18 protein-coding genes are annotated in these 18,416 nt (G+C 72.4%); 11 read left to right on the forward strand and 7 right to left on the reverse strand.

Annotated elements, in window-relative coordinates:
• Positions 1-119 precede the first annotated feature (119 nt).
• Positions 120-788, forward strand: a complete 669-nt coding sequence (locus JK361_RS12975) for a DUF998 domain-containing protein (RefSeq protein ID WP_201816437.1) — start codon at positions 120-122, stop codon at positions 786-788.
• A gap of 175 nt (positions 789-963) precedes the next feature.
• Here the strand turns inward: JK361_RS12975 and JK361_RS12980 are convergent, their stop codons facing one another.
• Both JK361_RS12980 and JK361_RS12985 read right to left on the reverse strand, forming a co-directional pair.
• Complete coding sequence (locus JK361_RS12980; RefSeq protein ID WP_201816438.1) at positions 964-1,278, reverse strand: AzlD domain-containing protein; 315 nt, start codon at positions 1,276-1,278, stop codon at positions 964-966.
• Complete coding sequence (locus JK361_RS12985; RefSeq protein ID WP_201816440.1) at positions 1,275-1,979, reverse strand: AzlC family ABC transporter permease; 705 nt, start codon at positions 1,977-1,979, stop codon at positions 1,275-1,277. Before JK361_RS12985 ends, JK361_RS12980 begins: the two co-directional genes overlap by 4 nt.
• Positions 1,980-2,048: 69 nt before the next feature.
• Here JK361_RS12985 and JK361_RS12990 point away from each other — a divergent pair, with 69 nt between their 5' ends.
• The gene (locus JK361_RS12990) at positions 2,049-2,612 is read left to right on the forward strand and encodes a helix-turn-helix domain-containing protein (RefSeq protein WP_201817584.1); all 564 of its coding nucleotides are present in this window, start codon (positions 2,049-2,051) and stop codon (positions 2,610-2,612) included.
• Positions 2,613-2,704: 92 nt separating this feature from the next.
• Here the strand turns inward: JK361_RS12990 and JK361_RS12995 are convergent, their stop codons facing one another.
• Complete coding sequence (locus JK361_RS12995; protein WP_004984723.1) at positions 2,705-2,908, reverse strand: cold-shock protein; 204 nt, start codon at positions 2,906-2,908, stop codon at positions 2,705-2,707.
• A gap of 286 nt (positions 2,909-3,194) precedes the next feature.
• Here JK361_RS12995 and JK361_RS13000 point away from each other — a divergent pair, with 286 nt between their 5' ends.
• The 7 genes from JK361_RS13000 (at position 3,195) to JK361_RS13030 (ending at position 12,981) form a co-directional block, all read left to right on the forward strand.
• The gene (locus tag JK361_RS13000) at positions 3,195-4,043 is read left to right on the forward strand and encodes a menaquinone biosynthetic enzyme MqnA/MqnD family protein (protein ID WP_201816444.1); all 849 of its coding nucleotides are present in this window, start codon (positions 3,195-3,197) and stop codon (positions 4,041-4,043) included.
• A 50-nt stretch (positions 4,044-4,093) separates the two neighbouring features.
• Entirely contained in the window at positions 4,094-6,169 is a 2,076-nt protein-coding gene (locus JK361_RS13005; RefSeq protein ID WP_201816446.1) for a serine/threonine-protein kinase, read from the forward strand.
• A gap of 133 nt (positions 6,170-6,302) precedes the next feature.
• Positions 6,303-8,867, forward strand: a complete 2,565-nt coding sequence (locus JK361_RS13010) for an outer membrane protein assembly factor BamB family protein (RefSeq protein ID WP_201816448.1) — start codon at positions 6,303-6,305, stop codon at positions 8,865-8,867.
• A gap of 441 nt (positions 8,868-9,308) precedes the next feature.
• On the forward strand, positions 9,309-10,232 hold the full coding sequence (locus JK361_RS13015; RefSeq protein WP_236052953.1) for a prepilin peptidase: 924 nt from the start codon (positions 9,309-9,311) through the stop codon (positions 10,230-10,232).
• A gap of 71 nt (positions 10,233-10,303) precedes the next feature.
• Positions 10,304-11,503: a cyclic dehypoxanthinyl futalosine synthase gene (gene mqnC, locus JK361_RS13020; protein WP_201816460.1), complete on the forward strand. Its 1,200-nt coding sequence runs from the start codon at positions 10,304-10,306 to the stop codon at positions 11,501-11,503.
• A gap of 7 nt (positions 11,504-11,510) precedes the next feature.
• Positions 11,511-12,176, forward strand: a complete 666-nt coding sequence (locus JK361_RS13025) for an imidazolonepropionase-like domain-containing protein (RefSeq protein ID WP_201816463.1) — start codon at positions 11,511-11,513, stop codon at positions 12,174-12,176.
• A gap of 109 nt (positions 12,177-12,285) precedes the next feature.
• Positions 12,286-12,981 carry a demethylmenaquinone methyltransferase gene (locus JK361_RS13030; protein ID WP_201816466.1) on the forward strand — a complete coding sequence of 232 codons (696 nt, stop codon included), beginning with the start codon at positions 12,286-12,288 and terminating at the stop codon, positions 12,979-12,981.
• On the opposite strand, the gene JK361_RS13035 is transcribed toward JK361_RS13030, so the two are convergent.
• Together JK361_RS13035 and JK361_RS13040 are read right to left on the reverse strand one after the other, a co-directional pair.
• A complete protein-coding gene (locus JK361_RS13035) occupies positions 12,968-13,285 on the reverse strand; it encodes a PASTA domain-containing protein (protein WP_201816469.1) in 318 nt (105 codons plus the stop codon). The genes JK361_RS13030 and JK361_RS13035 overlap by 14 nt on opposite strands.
• A gap of 109 nt (positions 13,286-13,394) precedes the next feature.
• A complete protein-coding gene (locus JK361_RS13040; protein ID WP_201816472.1) occupies positions 13,395-13,913 on the reverse strand; it encodes a GNAT family N-acetyltransferase in 519 nt (172 codons plus the stop codon).
• Positions 13,914-13,960: 47 nt separating this feature from the next.
• Here JK361_RS13040 and JK361_RS13045 point away from each other — a divergent pair, with 47 nt between their 5' ends.
• Positions 13,961-15,295 carry a geranylgeranyl reductase family protein gene (locus tag JK361_RS13045; RefSeq protein ID WP_201816475.1) on the forward strand — a complete coding sequence of 445 codons (1,335 nt, stop codon included), beginning with the start codon at positions 13,961-13,963 and terminating at the stop codon, positions 15,293-15,295.
• A 266-nt stretch (positions 15,296-15,561) separates the two neighbouring features.
• On the opposite strand, the gene def is transcribed toward JK361_RS13045, so the two are convergent.
• Positions 15,562-16,185: a peptide deformylase gene (def, locus tag JK361_RS13050; RefSeq protein ID WP_201816478.1), complete on the reverse strand. Its 624-nt coding sequence runs from the start codon at positions 16,183-16,185 to the stop codon at positions 15,562-15,564.
• A 270-nt stretch (positions 16,186-16,455) separates the two neighbouring features.
• The gene (locus JK361_RS13055) at positions 16,456-17,304 is read right to left on the reverse strand and encodes a C40 family peptidase (RefSeq protein WP_201816481.1); all 849 of its coding nucleotides are present in this window, start codon (positions 17,302-17,304) and stop codon (positions 16,456-16,458) included.
• A gap of 744 nt (positions 17,305-18,048) precedes the next feature.
• Here JK361_RS13055 and JK361_RS13060 point away from each other — a divergent pair.
• Complete coding sequence (locus JK361_RS13060) at positions 18,049-18,408, forward strand: NADH-quinone oxidoreductase subunit A (protein ID WP_003992243.1); 360 nt, start codon at positions 18,049-18,051, stop codon at positions 18,406-18,408.
• The last annotated feature ends 8 nt before the right edge of the window (positions 18,409-18,416 follow it).

Raw genomic sequence — 18,416 nt, forward strand, 5'->3', positions numbered from 1 at the left:
CGAGGTCTTCGGCCGGATCGCGGGCGGCGAGTGAGCCAGGCCACAACGCCGGGGGCGATGACTTCGCTGTCTGCCGCCGGTCATATCAGCGTCAGCATCGACGCACGGAAGGCCCGGCCATGACTCACACGCTCAGCGCTTCCCAGCAGGTCACCGCAGCCCCGCCCGCGCCGCGTGCGGCGCGGCGTGCCGCCCTGGCCGGCGGGGTGGTGGCGGGCCCGCTGTTCCTCGCGGCCGGAATCGTCCAGGGCTGCACGCGGGACGGGTTCGACTTCACCCGCAACGCGATCAGCCAGCTCGCCCTCGGCGAGGCGGGCTGGATCCAGACGGTCGACTTCCTGGTCGCCGGCGCCCTGTTGATCACCGGTGCCGTCGGACTGCGCCGGGAGCTGCGCGGTGGGGCGGGTGGCACCTGGGCGCCGGTATTGACGGCCGTCTTCGGTGCCTCGTTCTGGGCCGCAGCGGCCTTCCGGGCCGACGCCGGGGCGGGCTTCCCGGCCGGTGCCCCGGACACGACGACGCTGAGCGGGCACGGCACCGTCCACATGGCCGCCGGGATGGTCGGCTACCTCGCCCTGTGCGCCGCGCTCGTCGTCCTGGCCCGCCCGCTCGCCGCGCGCGGCCATCGCGGCTGGGCCGTCGCCTCGCGTCTGGTACCCGTGGCCGTCCTGGCCGGCTTCATGGCCTCCGCCGCCTCCGTCCTGGCCTTCACCGCCGGCGCGGGTCTCGGTCTGCTGTGGCTGGCCGCGGTGACGGCCAAGCTCTCCGCCGGGCCGGCGAAGCACTGACCGGCTGCCGCCGAGGACACGTCGGCGCGGACCGCTCCTGGGCCTGTCCGACGATTCCCGTCCGGACCGCTCCTGGGCTTGTCCGACGATTTCCGTCCGGACCGCTCCCGGGCCTGTCCGACGTTTCCCGTCCGCCCCGCCTCCGGGGCCGGGACGGGAATCGGCGGGCGGGCCCTTAAGCCACTCCCGCCAGCCGCAGCAGTGCCGTCGTCGTCGCGGCGCCGAGGACGACGACGGGGAAGGGCGCCCGGCGCCAGGCCAGGACGGCGCCGGCCAGCACCCCGGCGGGGCGGGCCCAGCCGGCGAAGCCGCCGGACTCGGTCAGGGCGCCCGTGGCCAGCAGGGCGACGAGCAGGACCACCGCACCGGCCGAGGCCAGCTCCTGGATCCGGGGCGGGACGGTCACCCGGCCGTGCAGCACCGGGCCGACCAGCCGGAACGCATACGTTCCCACGGCCAGGGCGAGGATCACGACGAGCGTCGCGTTCACGCGGCGGCTCCCGAGGCGGCGGCCGGGCCGCGGTGCAGGAACAGGCCGGCGAGCGCGAGCAGCACCGGCACCCCGGCCGGGACGGCGGGCGTGACCGCGAGTGCCAGGGCGGCGCCGAGCAGGGCACACCGCCGTACCGCCGCGTCGGCGCGCAGGGCGGGCAGGACCAGGGCGACGAGGACGGCGGGGAAGGCGGCGTCCAGGCCGTAGCGGGCGGTGTCGCCGAGGGCGCTGCCCGCGAGGGCGCCCGCCAGGACGCCGGTGTTCCACACGGCGAACAGGCCGAGCCCGGATATCCAGAACGCCCGCCGCCGCCGTGCGGGGTCCGGCTGGGCCAGGGCGAAGGCGACCGTCTCGTCGGTGACCAGATGGGCGCCGAGGAAGCGGCCGGCGCGGCCGGTGCCGAGGATCTCGGCCACGGCCAGGCTGAAGGCCGCCGTCCGGGTGTTGAGCAGCAGCCCCGTGGCCACTGCGGCGGCCGGCCCGCCCCCGGCGAGCAGCACGCCCACCGCGCTGAACTGGGCCGATCCGGCGTACACCACCAGTGACATCAGCACCGGCACCCACACCGGGAGGCCGCCGGCGACGGAGACGGCACCGAAGGAGACGCCGACGACCCCGCTGGCGAGCCAGACGAGCGAGCTGTCGCGGATCAGGGAACGGTCCTCGACCGTGCTGGTTGTTCGCTGTACCGAACGCATGTTTTCTACAATGAACAGTCAGCCCGTTGTTCGTCAAGGCGAACGATCGTACCGATGGAGCGAACGAACATGTCCGAGGTGCCCAGCCGGCTGCCCATGGAATGGATCGCCGCGTCCCTGAAGCGGGAGCGCGGCCGCGCCGGTCTGTCCCTGTCCGAACTGGCCAAGCGCGCCGGCGTCGCGAAGTCCACGCTCTCCCAGCTGGAGGCGGCGAGCGGGAACCCGAGCATGGAGACCATCTGGGCGCTCGCGGTCGGGCTCGGGGTGCCGTTCAGCGCGCTGGTGGAGCCGCCCGCCCAGGCGGTCCAGGTGATCCGGGCCGGACAGGGGCCCGCGGTCCACTCCGAGCAGTCCAGCTACCTCGCCTCACTGCTCTCGGCCTGTCCGCCCGGGGCCCGCAGGGACATCTATTACGTCTGGCTGGAACCGGGGTCCCGGCGGGATTCCGAGCCGCACATTCCCGGGACCACCGAGCACATCGTGGTCACCGAGGGGAAGGTCGAGGCGGGGCCGCGCGGGGAGGCGGTCGAGCTGGGGCCGGGGGATTACATGTCGTACCGCGGGGACGTGCCGCACGCCTACGAGGCGCTCGCCCCCGGAACGAAGTTCGTACTGATCATGCAGCACATGTGAACCGGAAATGAACGGGAAAAGGCAGGAGCCCCGTTGCCGTACGGCGCGGGGCTCCTTGGGTACTGCACTCAGGTTCTGCGATCAGGCAGTGATCAGACGGGAGTGACGTTCTCCGCCTGCGGACCCTTCGGGCCCTGCGTCACGTCGAAGCTCACCTGCTGGTTCTCCTCAAGGGAGCGGAAGCCGGTGGCGTTGATCGCGGAGTAGTGAACGAAGACGTCGGGGCCGCCGCCCTCCTGGGCGATGAAGCCAAAGCCCTTTTCGGCGTTGAACCACTTAACGGTTCCGGTAGCCATAAGCCCTCCTTGGGCTCAAAAGGGTTGCCCTGCTCCAGAACCTGCACGTGCGAAACGGTGCTGCACAACTGCATTCGTCTGAAAACGACGAGAGCCCGCGGTCACATGCTCCGCAGGCTCTGTACTGCAAGGGAAACCAAACTGCAACTTGCGGCGAGCCTAGCATGCGGGCAGCCGAAAGCAATAGGGATCAAGATCACGTCACCCGGATGTTTGAACCTTCGCTAGCCCGTTTGGGGGCGGGGTCGGTCCCAGCACCGTACAGCACGGGGTCTAGTCTCGCGATGTGGACAATTCTCGCACCCGGCCGCGCGTCGGCCACATCCAGTTCTTGAACTGCCTGCCCCTGTACTGGGGGCTCGCGAGAACCGGCACCCTCCTCGACTTCGAGCTGACCAAGGACACCCCGGAGAAGCTCAGCGAGCAGATCGTGCGAGGCGACCTGGACATGGGGCCTGTCACGCTCGTCGAGTTCCTCCGCAACGCCGACGACCTGGTCGCCTTCCCGGACATCGCCGTCGGCTGCGACGGCCCCGTGATGTCCTGCGTGATCGTCTCCCAGGTCCCGCTGGACCAGCTGGACGGCGCCCGGGTCGCCCTCGGCTCGACCTCCCGCACCTCGGTCCGGCTCGCCCGGCTGCTGCTCGCCGAGCGGTACGGGGTCCAGCCCGACTACTACACCTGTCCGCCCGACCTCAGCCTGATGATGCAGGAGGCCCAGGCCGCCGTCCTCATCGGGGACGCCGCCCTGCGCGCCAACCTCGTCGACGGCCCCCGCTACGGCCTGGAGGTCCACGACCTGGGCGCGCTGTGGAAGGAGTGGACCGGCCTGCCGTTCGTCTTCGCGGTCTGGGCGGCCCGCCGGGACTATGTGGAGCGGGAGCCGGTCATCACCCGCAAGGCCCACGAGTCCTTCCTCGCCTCCCGCAACCTCTCCCTGGAAGAGGTCGACAAGGTCGCCGAACAGGCGGCCCGCTGGGAGGCGTTCGACGAGACGACCCTGGCGCAGTACTTCACCACCCTCGACTTCAGCTTCGGCGCCCCGCAGCTGGAGGCCGTCGCCGAGTTCGCCCGCCGGGTCGGCCCGACGACCGGCTTCCCGGCGGACGTGAAGGTGGAGCTGCTGCGGCCGTAGCCCCTCGTCACTACGCTGCTGTCCACCAGGCGTTGGGGGGAGAGTGCGCCATGCAACCGCTGGAAGTCGACGAGCCGGCCACCGTAGGGCCGTACCGGCTGCTCGGCCGGCTCGGTTCCGGCGGCATGGGCCGGGTGTATCTGGGCCGCAGCGCGGGCGGCCGTACGGTCGCCGTGAAGATCGTGCACCCGCACTTCGCGCTGGACGAGGAGTTCCGCGCCCGCTTCCGGCGCGAGGTGGAGGCCGCCCGGCGGGTCGGCGGCGCCTGGACCGCGCCCGTCCTGGACGCCGACCCCGGCGCGCCGGTGCCCTGGGTCGCCACCGCCTACGCGGCCGGCCCCTCCCTCGCCGCGGCCGTCGGCGACGCCGGCCCGATGCCCGCGCACACCGTACGGGCGCTGGGCGCGGGCCTCGCCGAGGCGCTGACGGCCGTCCACGAACAGGGTCTCGTCCACCGGGACGTGAAGCCCTCCAACGTCCTGCTGACCCTGGACGGGCCGCTGCTGATCGACTTCGGCATCGCGCGCGCCATGGACGGCACGGCGTCCCTCACCTCCACCGGCGTGTCCATCGGCTCCCCGGGTTACATGTCGCCCGAGCAGATCCTCGGCAAGGGCGTCACGGGCGCCGCGGACGTCTTCTCCCTCGGCGCCGTCCTCGCCTACGCGGCCACCGGCGAACCGCCCTTCCGCGGGGACTCCTCGGCCGCGCTGCTGTACAAGGTCGTCCACGAGGAGCCCGAACTGGGCGGCCTCGACGGTGAGCTGCGGGAGCTGGCCGCGGCGTGCCTGACCAAGGACCCCGCCGCCCGGCCGGGCCCCGCCGAGGTGAGCCGGCGGCTCGCCCCGGACGGCGCCGCCCGCCTGGTCGCGGGCGGCTGGCTGCCGGGCACCCTGGTGGAACAGGTCAGCCGCAGCGCCGTACGACTGCTCAACCTGGACACGGAGGAGACGGCGCCCTCCGGACCGGTCACCTTCACCAGCCCCTCGACGACGGGCCCGCCCACGGGAGCCGGTCCCTCGACGGGCGGACAGCCGATCCCCGGTCCTTCGGTGGGCGGGCCGGCGGTTGCGGGGTCCGGTCCTTCGGTGGGTGGGCCGGTGGCTGCGGGGCCTTCGGTGGGTGGGACCGCCGATCCGGGTTCTTTCATGGGTTGGGGTGCGGATCCGAGTTCTTCGACGGGCGGGGGTGCCGTTCCGGTCGACGGGTCTTCGGGGGCCGGAGGCGTCGGGTTCGGGCCCGCGCCGGTGATGTACCCGGGCGGGGGGACGGCCGGGGGCCCCGGTGACGGGACCGCCGGAGTCTTCGGCTCGGCGGCGACCGGCGTGGACGGGTCTCCCGCCGGGGCTCCCGCCGGGGCTCCGGCCGGGGTTCCCGCCGGGGCTCCGGCCGGGGTTCCCGCCGGGGCGACCGTCGTGCCCGGGCCGCGGGACGTGCCGCCGCCCGGCCGGGTCTCCGTCAACGTCACGGCGGCCTCCGCCCCCGCGGAGGGCGGCCAGGGCCGCCGGGTGAGCTGCACGGTCGTGCTGGCGGTCGCCGGCGCGCTCGCCGCGGTGTCCGTGGGCATCGGCTTCCTGGTTCGGCCCTGGGCCGACGGAGGCGGCAGTGACACCGCGGCGGGCGGCGGCACCACCCGCTCTCCGGCACCCGGCGTGACCACGGGCAGCCCCACCACGGGCGATCTCCCCGGGGGCGTCCCCACCACCGGCGGACCCACCCCGGGCGGCTCCTCCGCGGGCAGCCCGTCGGCGGGCAGCCCCACCGCCGGGCCCGGCGCGATCCCCGACCGCTACCTCGGCACCTGGGAGGGCCAGGCCGCCGGCCTCGGCGGCAGCCTGCCCATGGGCACCTTCCGCGTGACCGTCCGTCAGGCCGCCGTGGGCGAGGAACTGGGGCGGCTCCGGCAGACCGATCAGATCGGCGCCGTATGCACCGACATCCTCACCCTGAAGAAGGTGACCCGGACGCAGATCCTCGCGACCTCGGTCGGCGCCGCCGGCAACCACGCCGGCTGCAACCCCGCCCCCCACCAGGTCGAGTTGACCCCGGCCGGCGACGACCTGACGTACACGTCGGACAGTTCGGAAGAAGGCAACCCGACTTCGCGTATGTCAAGGGTCGACTGACCCGCTCCGCCCAGCCCCTGTCGCCCCACCGTCCCCCGCCGTCACTACTGTGTCCGCGTTGGCGAACACCAGCCCACACGTATCGGCCACGCCGAGCGCAGCACGCGACGGGGAAGGACGGGAAGATCCCGCCATGGAGACACTGGAGCCGGACGATCCACGGGAGTTGGGCAGCTATCGGATGCTGCGCAGACTCGGAGCCGGTGGCATGGGCCGGGTGTACCTGGCCCGCTCACCCGGCGGGCGGACCGTGGCCGTCAAGGTCGTACGGCCCGACCTCGCCGCCGACGCGGGCTTCCGCGAGCGCTTCCGGCACGAGGCCGAGATCGCCCAGGCCGTCTCCGGCCAGTACACCGCCGCGGTCGTGGACGCCGACCCCGGGGCGCCGCTGCCCTGGCTGGCCACCTCGTACGTCCTCGGGCCGGACCTGACCGAGGTCGTCGCCGCGCACGGTCCGCTTCCCGAGCACACCGTGCGCGCGCTCGGCGCCGGGCTCGCCGCCGCCCTCCAGGAGATCCACGCGGCCGGTCTCATCCACCGCGACCTCAAGCCGTCGAACGTGCTGCTCGCCGCGGACGGCCCGCGCGTCATCGACTTCGGCATCGCCCGCGCCGTGGACGGCACGCGGATGACCCAGACCGGGGTCGTGGTCGGCTCGCCCGGCTACATGCCCCCGGAGCAGGCCATGGGCAAGGACGTCGGCCCGGCGGGCGACGTCTTCTCCCTCGGCGCGGTCCTCGCCTTCGCGGTCACCGGGCGCAGCGCCTTCGGCGACGGGGCCGCCTCGCACGCGGCGATGCTCTACCAAGTCGTCCACGGTGAAGCCGACCTGACGGGCATACCCCGCTCGCTCCTCGGCCTGGTCCGTGCCTGTCTGCTGAAGGATCCGGCCGGCCGGCCCGCTCCGGCCGAGATCGTCGCCGCGCTGGCCCCGCAGGGCGTCGAGGGCCTCCTCCGCGACTGGCTGCCGTCGGCCGTCGCCTCCACGATCGCCACCCACGCGGCCGGGATCCTGGACCTGGAGGCGCCGGAGGCCCAGCCGCCGGCGGCGGGCGGCACGGGTGCCGGTGCCGGCGCTGGTGCCGGCGCTGGTGTCGGTTCGGCTGCCGGCGGTGCCGGGTTCGGTCCCGCGCCGACGATGCTCGACGGGGCGGGGACGCCGGCGGCGGGAGGCGCCCCGGTCGGCGGGACCCCGGCGGGCGGCACGCCGGTGGGCGGTACCCCGGTCGCCGGCAGTCCCGCGGCCGGATACGGGTATCCGCCCGCGCAGCCCGCCGGCTACGGCACGCCTCCCGGCGGAACTCCGCAGTCCACGCCCGGCTACGGCACGTCTCCCGGCGGAACGGCGCAGTCCACGCCCGGCTACGGCAGGTCTCCCGGCGGAACCGCGCAGTCCACGCCCGGACACGGCACGCCCGCGGGCGGTACCGCCGTACCCGGCACCGTGCAGCTCGGCGCCTCCGGTTCGTCGGGCTCCTCCGCCGCGCGCCCCACCCGGCGCCGTGCCCTGTCCCTCGCCCTCGGCGGGGCCGCCGCCGTCGCGGCCGTCGGCGGGGGCACCGCCTGGTGGCTCGGCAGAGACACCGGGGCCGACGGCACACCGGCCGGCGGCAAGGGCGGTGCCTCGGCCGAGCCCGCCGCCGAGAACTTCACCACCCCGCCCGCCGGAGTGGCCCCCCAGCCGCTGTGGCACCGGGAACTCGCCGACGACGGCACCAGCGCCGTACCCCTGCTCGTCCACGACGGCCTGCTGCTGATCAGCGGCGACCCGCTGGTGGCGTACGACGTGAAGACCGGCAAGTCCCGCTGGTCCAAGCCGGACCTCGTGGTCCCCGGCTCCCAACTGCTCTACCGCGACGGCCGGATGTACCTGCCGGACGGCGAGTACGACGGCGTCCTCATCGCCCGTGACGCGGCGACCGGCGAGGAGGTGTGGCGCAGCCGGCTCGGCAAGCGCATCGACATCGAGGACACCATCGCCATCGACGACCAGCACGTCTACGTCGCGGCGAGCGACTTCAGCGAGTCCAAGAGCGCCACCGACTACCGCACGGCGGTCGCGGCCGTCAGCCTCGCCACCCGCAAGACCGTGTGGATCCAGAAGCGCGACTGGGGCACCGACGACTACGACGTCGAGGGCTCCGTCTCCGGCAAGTACCTGGTCTACGCCGACTCCAAGTTCAACCTCACCGTCCGTGACACCGCCACCGGCGCCCAGCTGTGGACGAAGAAGATCGGCGACGACTGGTTCTGGCGGCCCACCGCCTCCGACGGCCTGGTCTTCCTGCCCGGCGACGAGCTGACCGCCGTCGACCTGAAGACCGGGGCGACCCGCTGGACCCTGTCCCCGAGCGGCCGCCGCGGCTTCTACACCCCCACCGTCATCGACGGCGTCCTCTACGTCGGCGACCACGACCGCGGCATCTGGGCCGTCGACGTCCACACCGGCAAGCGGATCTGGCTCTGCGAGGACAACGACCGCGGCGCACCCGAGGTGTTCCTGAAGTCCGGCACCACCCTGTACTGCGGCGCCCAGGCCATCGGCGGCGGCGTCGTCGCGCTGGACGCGAAGACCGGCCGCAAGCGGTGGAGCTGGACCGACAACAAGGGCACCGGCGACCAGTGGCAGATCGCCCTGTCGGGCAGCAGGCTGCTGATGGCCAACGGCTCGGACGTCTATGCGATGCCGGCCGTCTGAACCGAGGATGCCTCCGTGACGCCGGCCGCCCGACGGACCGGGCGCGGATGCCCTCGTGATGCCGGCCGTCCGAAGGACCGGGTGAGGATGCCCTCGTGATGCCGGCCGTCCGAAGGACCGGGTGAGGATGCCCTTGTGATGCCGGCCGTCCGACGGACCGGGCGCGGATGCCCTCGTGATGCCGGCCCGGGTGAGCATGGCCGTCCGACGGACCGGGCGGGGATGCCTTCATGGAGCCGGCCGCCCGGGCCGGGTGACGATGTCTTCGTGACGCCGGCCGCCCGGACCGGGTGAGGATGTCCATGCGCGGGCCGGCGAACCGGGTGAGGATGTCTCCGCGGTGCCGGCCGTCCGAACCGGGTAGAGGTTCGGGCGGGTACAGGGGTGATGGCGGTGGAAGGTGTGGGTGGGGTGACCACGGGGCTGCTGGTGCTCGTCGCCATGGTGTGGGGCGCGTCGGCGGGTGCGCTGCTGCCCCGCGCCGCCTACCGCTTCACCGTCCCGTCCGGCGAGCCCTGGCGGGACCGGTGCCCCGGCGGCCACCCGGTCCGCGGCTGGCTGGGCCGGGCACGATGCGGGGAGTGCGCGCGCGGCGGGACACACGCCGGCGCCAACCCGCAGCCGCACGCCCCCTCCACGTCCCCCACCCCCTCCACGTCCCCCACCCCCTCCGCATCCTCCGCCCACTCCACGTCCCTCACCCCCTCCGAGCCGCCGCCCTCCCCCCGTCCTCCCTCCGCGTCCCCCACCCCCTCCGAGCCGCCGCCCTCCCCCCGCGCTCCCTCCACGTCCCCCACGCCCTCCGAGCCGTCGCTTCCCTCACGGCCCCCCTCAGCCGTCCCCCTCGCCGCAGCCACCGGCCTCGTCTGCGGTGTCCTCGCCGCAGCCACCGGCACCCGGCCCGAGTTGGCGGTCTGGCTGCTGCTCGCGCCCGTCGGCGTGCTGCTCGCCGCCGTGGACTTCCGCGTGCGGCGGCTGCCCGACCCGCTGACCCTCCCGCTCGCCGCGTCCGCTATCGCCCTGCTGGGCCTCACCGCCCTGCTCCCCGAACACGCCGGCCACTGGCCCACCGCGCTCTACGGCGCCCTCGCGCTCGGCGCCGGCTACTACGTGCTCTTCCTCATCAACCCCGGCGGCATGGGATTCGGCGACGTGAAGCTGGCCCTGGGGGCGGGCGCCGTACTCGGCTGGTACGGCTGGCCCACCGTGCTGCTCGGCACCTTCGCCGCGTTCCTGCTCGGCGCGCTGTACGGCGGCGCGCTCGTCCTCGCCCGGCGGGCGAGCCGGAAGACGGCCGTACCCTTCGGCCCGTTCCTCCTCGCCGGCACCCTCCTCGGACTGCTGATCGGCGCGTACGCGGCCTGACGTCTTCGGCCCGAAACGGCTGGCGTAGGCTGGTTCGGTCTGCCCCCACCGCTTGACGAAAGGGACGCCCGGTGACCGAGAAGGCCGACCTCCAGTCCGTGCTCGACCGAGCCGCAGCGGGCGGACGCATCACACCCGAGGAGGCGCTCGACCTCTACCGCGACGCGCCCCTGCACGCCCTGGGCGCCGCCGCCGACGCCGTACGCCGCCGCAGGTACGCCGGCACCGAGCACATCGCCACGTACATCATCGAGCGGAACATCAACTACACGAACGTGTGTGTCACGGCGTGCAAGTTCTGCGCCTTCTACGCGGCCCCCAAGGACAAGGACAAGGGCTGGACCCGCGACCTCGACGACATCCTGCGCCGCTGCGCGGAGACCGTCGAGCTGGGCGGTACCCAGATCATGTTCCAGGGCGGCCACCACCCGGACTACGGCGTCGAGTACTACGAAAAGCACTTCAAGGCCATCAAGGACGCCTTCCCCCAGCTGGTGATCCACTCGCTGGGCGCGTCCGAGGTGGAGCACATGGCCCGGATCAGCGGTGTGTCGGTCGAGGAGGCCATCACCCGCATCCACGAGGCAGGACTGGACTCCTTCGCCGGTGCCGGCGCGGAACTCCTGCCCGAGCGGCCCCGCAAGGCCATCGCGCCCCTCAAGGAGAGCGGCGAGCGCTGGCTGGAGATCATGGAGGCCGCGCACAGGCTGGGCGTGGAGTCCACCTCCACCATGCTGATGGGCACCGGCGAGACCAACGCCGAGCGCATCGAGCACCTGCGGATGATCCGGGACGTACAGGACCGCACGGGCGGCTTCCGCGCGTTCATCCCGTACACCTACCAGCCGGAGAACAACCACCTGAAGGGCCGTACCCAGGCGACCCTCTTCGAGTACCTGCGGATGATCGCCATCGCCCGGCTGTTCATGGACAACGTCCAGCACATCCAGGGCTCCTGGCTCACCACGGGCAAGGAGGTCGGCCAGCTCTCGCTGCACTACGGCGCGGACGACCTCGGCTCGATCATGCTGGAGGAGAACGTGGTCTCCTCGGCCGGTGCCAAGCACCGCTCCAACCGCATGGAGATCATCGACCTGATCCGCAAGGCGGGCCGCGTCCCGGCGCAGCGCTCGACGACGTACGAGCACCTCGTCGTCCACGACGACCCGGCGAACGACCCCGTCGACGCCCGTGTGGCCTCGCACATCTCCTCCACCGCCATCGAGGGCGGCACCGCCCATCCCGAGCTGAAGCTGCTCGCGTCGAACTGAGCGCTCCGTGCTGACGATTCACGCCGCCCCGCTGGTCCTGCCGGTGGGCGCGGCCCCCGTCGTGGACGGCGCCGTCCTGGTGGAGGGCGACCGGATCACGGCCGTCGGGCCGTACGCGGAGACCGCCGCCGCGGCGCCGGGCGCGCGGGTGCGGCGCTGGCCGGGCGTGCTCACGCCTGGCCTGCGCCAGTGGCACGCCCTGTGGCTGCTGCGCCGCTGCTACCACCCCGACCCGCGCGAAGCCGACGAGCTGGGCGAACTGCCGTTGTACGGCGAGCGGCTGGCCGCCCTGGGTGACCTCGGTGAGACCCGCTGGGCGGGCAGCGTACGGCGTGGCGTGCAGCGGATGCTGCGGTACGGCACGACGGCGGTCGCGTCCCCGGGGGCCCGCTTCCACGATCCGCTCGTGTCCACGGCCGTCGCCCGGTCCGGGCTGACCGTCGTGGGCATCACGGGCGCCCCCGGCAGCATGCTGCTCGGCGAGCGGCCCGACCTCGACCCGTTCGCCGAAGGGTACGACCTTCCCGGCACGGTCCACGGCCCGTTGACCGTCGGCGGCCGGGCCGACCTGGCCGTGTTCGACGTAGCCGACGAGGCGGCCCTGACCGAACGCGGCGCGGCGGCCTGCGTGGCAACGGTGCTGGCCGGCCGCCTGGTGTACCGACGGCACTGACCGCACCTCCCCGGCCCCTCGGTCCTGCGCCCCCTCAGCCGGCGAACGCCTGCCCGAACGCTTACGGCCCCTGGGCCACCCCACGAGAGGGGGCTGCAAGAATGAGCGGGTGACCCGCGCTTCCCTGAACAAGCAGCCGCACGAAGTCGCCTCGATGTTCGACGACGTGGCGGAACGGTACGACCTGACGAACGACGTGCTGTCGCTCGGCCAGGACCGGCGCTGGCGCAAGGAGGTGGCGAAGGCGGTCGACGCGCGCCCGGCGCAGAAGGTCCTGGACCTCGCCGCCGGCACGGCCACCTCCTCGCTGCCCTTCGCGCGGACGGGCGCGTACGTCGTCCCCTGCGACTTCTCCCTGGGCATGCTCCAGGTCGGCAAGAAGAGGCACACCTGGCTGCCGTTCACCGCGGGCGACGCGACGAAGCTGCCCTTCAAGGACGACACCTTCGACGCGGTGACGATCTCCTTCGGGCTGCGCAACGTCCAGGACACGGACGCGGCCCTGCGGGAGATGTACCGGGTCACCAGGCCCGGCGGACGCGTGGTGATCTGCGAGTTCTCCCACCCGACCTGGGCGCCGTTCCGCACCGTCTACACCGAGTACCTGATGCGCGCCCTGCCGCCGGCCGCGCGCGCCGTGTCCTCCAACCCGGACGCGTACGTCTACCTCGCCGAGTCCATCCGGGCCTGGCCCGACCAGCCCGCGCTCGCCGAGAAGCTGCGCGAGGCGGGCTGGTCGAAGGTGGCGTGGCGCAACCTCACCGGCGGTGTGGTCGCGCTGCACCGGGGCTTCAAGGCGAGCTGAATCCGGCCACCGCGTACGGGTCGCCGGGCTGGTCCAGCTCCCGTCGCAGTCCCCCTCCGGGCGGTCGCGGGACGCGTGGTTCACGCACGCCCCCGCCGCCCTCGCCCTCCCCGAAGTCGAACCACACGTACACCATCGATTCCCGCGGCACCTCGGCACCGGGCTGCGGGTACTGGCGCACGACGTAGTCGACGACGGCGAGGTGGAAGTCCGGGCGGTCCGGCGCGTTGAGCAACAGGCCTTGCGCCCGGGCCGTTTCGCGCGCGTCCACGGCCATCAGACCGACGAGGCGGGGGACGCGCACTTCGGGTGTTTTGGGTGTTATACGCACAGATGTCACCCCCAGCGGTACTGGCAGGGTAACTCCCGTACGGCCCGCCCGGAAGGCGCCGGTGTCTTTCCGTGACAGATGACTACTGTGCGTTATTAAGGGCGAGTCGGAAGCAGAGCGCCGACTCGTTCAGCCTGGGGTGCGGGTAGCTCTCCGCCTGCTCCATGCCGAGCCGTCGCGCCACCGAGATCGACCGCTCGTTGCCCGGCCGCACCATCGCCACCACACCCGGCACGCCGGCCGCCCGCACCCGCCGGACCGTCTCGCGCGCCGCCGCGGTGGCGTACCCCTTGCCCCAGTACGCCCGCCCGAGCCGCCAGCCGATCTCCGTCTCGCCGACCGGCCCCCACTGAGGCCGCCACGGCTGCGCACCGGTGAAGCCGGCGACCTCACCGGACTCGTCCAGCAGGGTCCACAGGCAGAAACCGAGTTCCGCGTCGTGCCGCCGCTGGCGCGCGGTGAGTTCCTCGTACACCGACAGCGCCGCGGGCTTGCCGCCGTGGAACTCCATGACCTCCGGATCGGCGAAAACCCGGTGCCAGGCGACCGCGTCCTCGTGAGTGGGGACGCGCAGCCGTACCGCGGGGAGAGGTGCGTTCACAGGGCAGCCCTTCAGCCGGGTGATCAATTCTGCTGAATAGACTGCCCATGTCCAGTGCCGGTCGGCACGCAGATTTCGAACCTTGGGGAGATCCCGCCGTGACCGAGCCCCTCTCCGACCACACCGCCGATGTGATCGTCGTGGGCGCGGGGCCAGCCGGCTCCACGACCGCGTACCACCTCGCCAAGGCCGGCCTCGACGTCCTGCTCCTGGAGAAGACCGAGTTCCCGCGCGAGAAGGTCTGCGGTGACGGCCTCACCCCGCGCGCGGTCAAGCAGCTCGTCGCCATGGGGATCGACATCTCCGAGGAGGCCGGCTGGCTGCGCAACAAGGGTCTGCGCATCATCGGCGGCGGCAGCCGTCTCCAACTGGACTGGCCGGATCTCGCCTCCTTCCCGAACTACGGACTCGTCCGCAAGCGCGACGACTTCGACGAGCAGCTCGCCCGCAACGCCCAGAAGGCCGGCGCCCGCCTCCACGAGCGCTGCAACGTCTCCGGCCCCGTCATCGACGACCGCACCGGCCGCATCACCGGCGTCACCGCCAAGCTCGGCGAGGAGAAGCGCGAGGTCACCTTCCACGCGCCGCTCGTCGTCGCCGCCGACGGCAACTCCACCCGCCTCTCCCTCGCCATGGGCCTGCACCGCCGCGAGGACCGCCCGATGGGCGTCGCGGTGCGCACCTACTTCACCTCGCCCCGCCACGAGGACGACTACCTGGAGTCCTGGCTGGAACTGTGGGACCGGCGCGGCGCCCAGGACCGCCTGCTGCCCGGCTACGGCTGGATCTTCGGCATGGGCGACGGCACGTCCAACGTGGGGCTCGGTGTGCTGAACACCTCCGCCTCCTTCAAGGAGCTGGACTGGCGCGAGATCCTCAAGGCGTGGTGCGCCTCCATGCCGGAGGACTGGGGCTACACCCCGGAGAACATGACCGGCCCGATCCGCGGCGCCGCCCTCCCCATGGCCTTCAACCGCCAGCCGCACTACACGCGCGGGCTGCTGCTCGTCGGCGACGCCGGCGGCCTGGTGAACCCCTTCAACGGCGAGGGCATCGCCTACGCCATGGAGTCCGGCCAGATCGCCGCCGACGTCATCGTGCAGGCCCACGCGCGCGCGACGCCCGCCCAGCGCGAGATCGCCCTGCAGCGCTACCCGCGCGTCCTCAAGGACACCTACGGCGGCTACTACACGCTCGGCCGCGCCTTCGTGAAGCTCATCGGCAACCCGAAGGTCATGCAGATCGCCGCCCAGCGCGGCCTGACCCACCCGATGCTGATGAAGTTCACCCTGAAGCTCCTCGCGAACCTCACCGACCCCACGGGCGGCGACGCGATGGACCGCATCATCAACGGCCTGAGCAAGGTGGCCCCGAAGGCGTGACGGACCCCCGAGACCCACTCGGACGCCTTCCGGGTCCGCTCGGGTGCTTTGGGGTCCGGTCGTCCGGTCGGGTGCCTTCCGGGTCCGGTCGGGTGCCTTCCGGATCCGGTCGGGCGCTTCGAGTCCGTTCGGGCGCCTTCGGGGGTCCGGTCGGGCGCCGAGGGCCGGTCGCGCCGCTTCGGGGTCCGGCCGGGCCTCTGAGGCCCGGCCGCGCGCCTTCGGGGCTCGGCCCGGCCTTGAGGCCCGGCCGAGCCGCCGAGGGCCGGTCAGGCGTCGAGAGCGGCGGCCTTGGCGGCCCGGCGGGCGAACACCTCGTCCCGCCGGGCCGACATCTGCCGCAGTGCGTCCTTCTTGTCCCGGTTCGAGAGGCGGTCCAAATAGACGTACCCGTCCGTGTGGTCGGTCTCGTGGGCCAGGCACCGCGCGAAGTACCCGGTGCCCTCGACGGCGACCGGGTTGCCGTCCTTGTCCTGGCCGCGCACGACGGCCCGGTCCGGCCGGGGAACGGCCATCACGGCACCCGGCACCGACAGGCAGCCCTCACCCTCGTCCAGCAGCCGTCGCTCGGTGGTGGGCGTTTCGAGCACCGGATTGACGATGTGCCCGACATGTCGGACACCGTCGTCGTCAGGGCAGTCGTACACGAACAGCCTTAGGTCCACCCCCACCTGATTCGCCGCCAGACCCGCTCCGTCGGCGACGTACATGGTGCGGAACATGTCGTCGACCAGCGCGGCGAGATCGGGCCCGAACTCCGTGACGTCCCGGCACGGCCTGTGCAGCACCTCCTCGCCGACCTCGGTGATGCGGCGCACCGCACCGCGCCCGGCCTCGGGGGCGTACCGGGGGAACCGTTCGACGGGGCTGCCCTGAACGAAGACGCGTGGCATCGCGTTTCCTCCTTCGCTGGTGAACGGACCGCCGTACGGCGGCCCGACCCGAGCATGTCAGGGAAGACACCGGGCACGCGGAGGAGCACCCGAACACACGGGCGTGAGGCGCCGGAGGGCCGGGCGCACGGAGAGGGACGCCGGGCGCGCGCCGGGGGAGGTGCTGGGCGTGCAGGGCGGGGGCCGGGGTGTGCTTCGGGGACGACGCAAGGGCCGCTGCCCCCGAGCGGCTGCGGCCCTTACGTGTGGTGTGCGAGGTGCGGGATGCGCTCAGAGCACCCGCACGGCGCCGGTGGGCGGGTCGTAGGACAGCGGACGCTCCACGACGCCGGTGGAGGGGTTCTGCGCGCCCACGAACATGCCGTCGCCGACGTACACCGCGACGTGGTACGCGCTGCCCGCGCTGCCCCAGTACAGGATGTCGCCCGGCTGAAGGTTGCTCAGCGAGACCTGGGTGCCGGCGGTCGACTGGTCCTGGGAGACGCGCGGCAGGCTGACGCCGACCTGCTTGAAGGCCGTCTGCACCAGGCCGGAGCAGTCGTAGGCGGAGGAGCCGGTGGCGCCGGAGATGTACGCCTTGCCGATCTGCGCCTTGACGAAGCTGACGACCGCGGCGGCCGAGCCGGTCGCCGTGGACGTGCCGGTGGAGTCGGACGTGGACGTGGACGTGGAGGTGCCGGTGGAGCCGGAGCCGCTGTCCGCCGTGGTGGAGAGCGTGGTCCGCGCCGCACTGCGCGCCGCGCGGGCGGCGGCCTCCCTGCGGGCCTCCTCCTGCGCCTTCTTCTTGGCCTCTGCCGCCTTCTTCTTGGCCTCGGCGAGGTCCGCCTTCGCCTGCTTCGCGGCCTTTGCGGCGGCCGCGTCGCGCTCGGCCTGCAACTGGTAGTGCGCGGCGGCCTGCTCGGTGGCGTCCGCGGACTGGGCCGTCTGGGCGGCCAGGTCGGCGGTCAGGGTGGGCAGTTCGAGGGTCTGCGTCACCGGCTCGGCCGCGTTCGCCGAGCCGGACGCCCCGGCGACTGCCAGGGTGCCGAGGACGCCACCGGCGACTCCGGCCCGCACGGCGAGGGTCGACGCGCTGCGGCGGGGCTTCCGGTGGCTGCGTATGTGAGCGGTGTGGGACATGGGGATAACCGGTACCAGGGGCTCCTTCATATCTACAAGAAACGTGTGCTGCGCCACAGTTGCTCAATCGAGACGTGGAATCCCGGGCGTGTCGCTCTTTATTGACGCCGTAACGGACATTGCGGACGCCCGTGATCAAGCCCTTGATCACGGTCTTTGATCATTACGTCCGAATTGCCCCCCGCCTACCACCGGTTGGGATGGTTGGCCAAGCCCGGTTCTCATGGACCTCTCATGGATGTGGCGGAGGTCACGGAACGGTCACCGGAATCCCCGCGTCCCGCGCATGCGTACTTCGTGAACGCGCGCACGCGCCCCGGCCCGCGTCCACATCCGCACCGCGCCTCCCTCTGATGTGTGAACGAGGTCCCCTATCAGGCGGTTGCGTCCAACACCAATTTGCATGCAACGGAAGTCTCTTGATATTGAGACGACCCCTCCGGCCTGGGATGACAAGCAAGAATGTCACTTCTGGTGATCAAGTGAACGCTTCGCGTATGAAGATCACTCATCATCCGACTTCATGATCCTTCGTCAGGTGGTGGAGATCACAAAGCTTGTGGAATACCCCGTGTCGCAGATCACAGAGCGGCGGGCATAAGATGCGAGGCAGTTGGGCTTGTGACCTGCTTCACATGTTCTCGATCTTCGCCCGGGACGAGCGGGGCTCGTGGGACCGGTGAGGCGGGTGTGAGCCCAGTGCAACCGCCAGCAGTCAGTGCCGACTGAGAGGAGCGAGGAGCGGTGAACGCGTATGCGCCCATCCTCGTACTGGGAGCCCTCGGGGCAGGCTTTGCGATCTTCTCCGTGGTCATGGCCACGCTGATCGGTCCGAAGCGGTACAACCGCGCGAAGCTCGAAGCCTACGAATGCGGCATCGAGCCGACCCCCACGCCGGCCGGCGGCGGGCGCTTCCCCATCAAGTACTACCTGACGGCGATGCTCTTCATCGTCTTCGACATCGAGATCGTCTTCCTCTACCCCTGGGCCGTCACCTTCGACGCCCTGGGGATCTTCGGGCTCGTGGAGATGCTGCTCTTCGTGCTCACCGTCTTCGTCGCCTACGCGTACGTCTGGCGGCGCGGCGGTCTGGAATGGGACTGAGGGGCCTT

Origin of the sequence: Streptomyces musisoli (assembly GCF_016741855.1) — a bacterium.
GTDB classification, from domain to species: domain Bacteria; phylum Actinomycetota; class Actinomycetes; order Streptomycetales; family Streptomycetaceae; genus Streptomyces; species Streptomyces musisoli.

What these genes read in the sequence shown, in the direction of transcription:
- JK361_RS12990 (WP_201817584.1), top strand. Translation starts at nt 2,049, where the DNA reads ATGTCCGAGGTGCCCAGCCGGCTGCCCATGGAATGGATCGCCGCGTCC.
- def (WP_201816478.1), bottom strand. Translation starts at nt 16,185, where the DNA reads ATGCCACGCGTCTTCGTTCAGGGCAGCCCCGTCGAACGGTTCCCCCGG.
- JK361_RS13015 (WP_236052953.1), top strand. Translation starts at nt 9,309, where the DNA reads ATGGTGTGGGGCGCGTCGGCGGGTGCGCTGCTGCCCCGCGCCGCCTAC.
- JK361_RS13055 (WP_201816481.1), bottom strand. Translation starts at nt 17,304, where the DNA reads ATGTCCCACACCGCTCACATACGCAGCCACCGGAAGCCCCGCCGCAGC.
- JK361_RS12975 (WP_201816437.1), top strand. Translation starts at nt 120, where the DNA reads ATGACTCACACGCTCAGCGCTTCCCAGCAGGTCACCGCAGCCCCGCCC.
- JK361_RS13045 (WP_201816475.1), top strand. Translation starts at nt 13,961, where the DNA reads ATGTCCAGTGCCGGTCGGCACGCAGATTTCGAACCTTGGGGAGATCCC.
- JK361_RS12995 (WP_004984723.1), bottom strand. Translation starts at nt 2,908, where the DNA reads ATGGCTACCGGAACCGTTAAGTGGTTCAACGCCGAAAAGGGCTTTGGC.
- JK361_RS12985 (WP_201816440.1), bottom strand. Translation starts at nt 1,979, where the DNA reads ATGCGTTCGGTACAGCGAACAACCAGCACGGTCGAGGACCGTTCCCTG.
- JK361_RS13005 (WP_201816446.1), top strand. Translation starts at nt 4,094, where the DNA reads ATGCAACCGCTGGAAGTCGACGAGCCGGCCACCGTAGGGCCGTACCGG.
- JK361_RS13010 (WP_201816448.1), top strand. Translation starts at nt 6,303, where the DNA reads ATGGAGACACTGGAGCCGGACGATCCACGGGAGTTGGGCAGCTATCGG.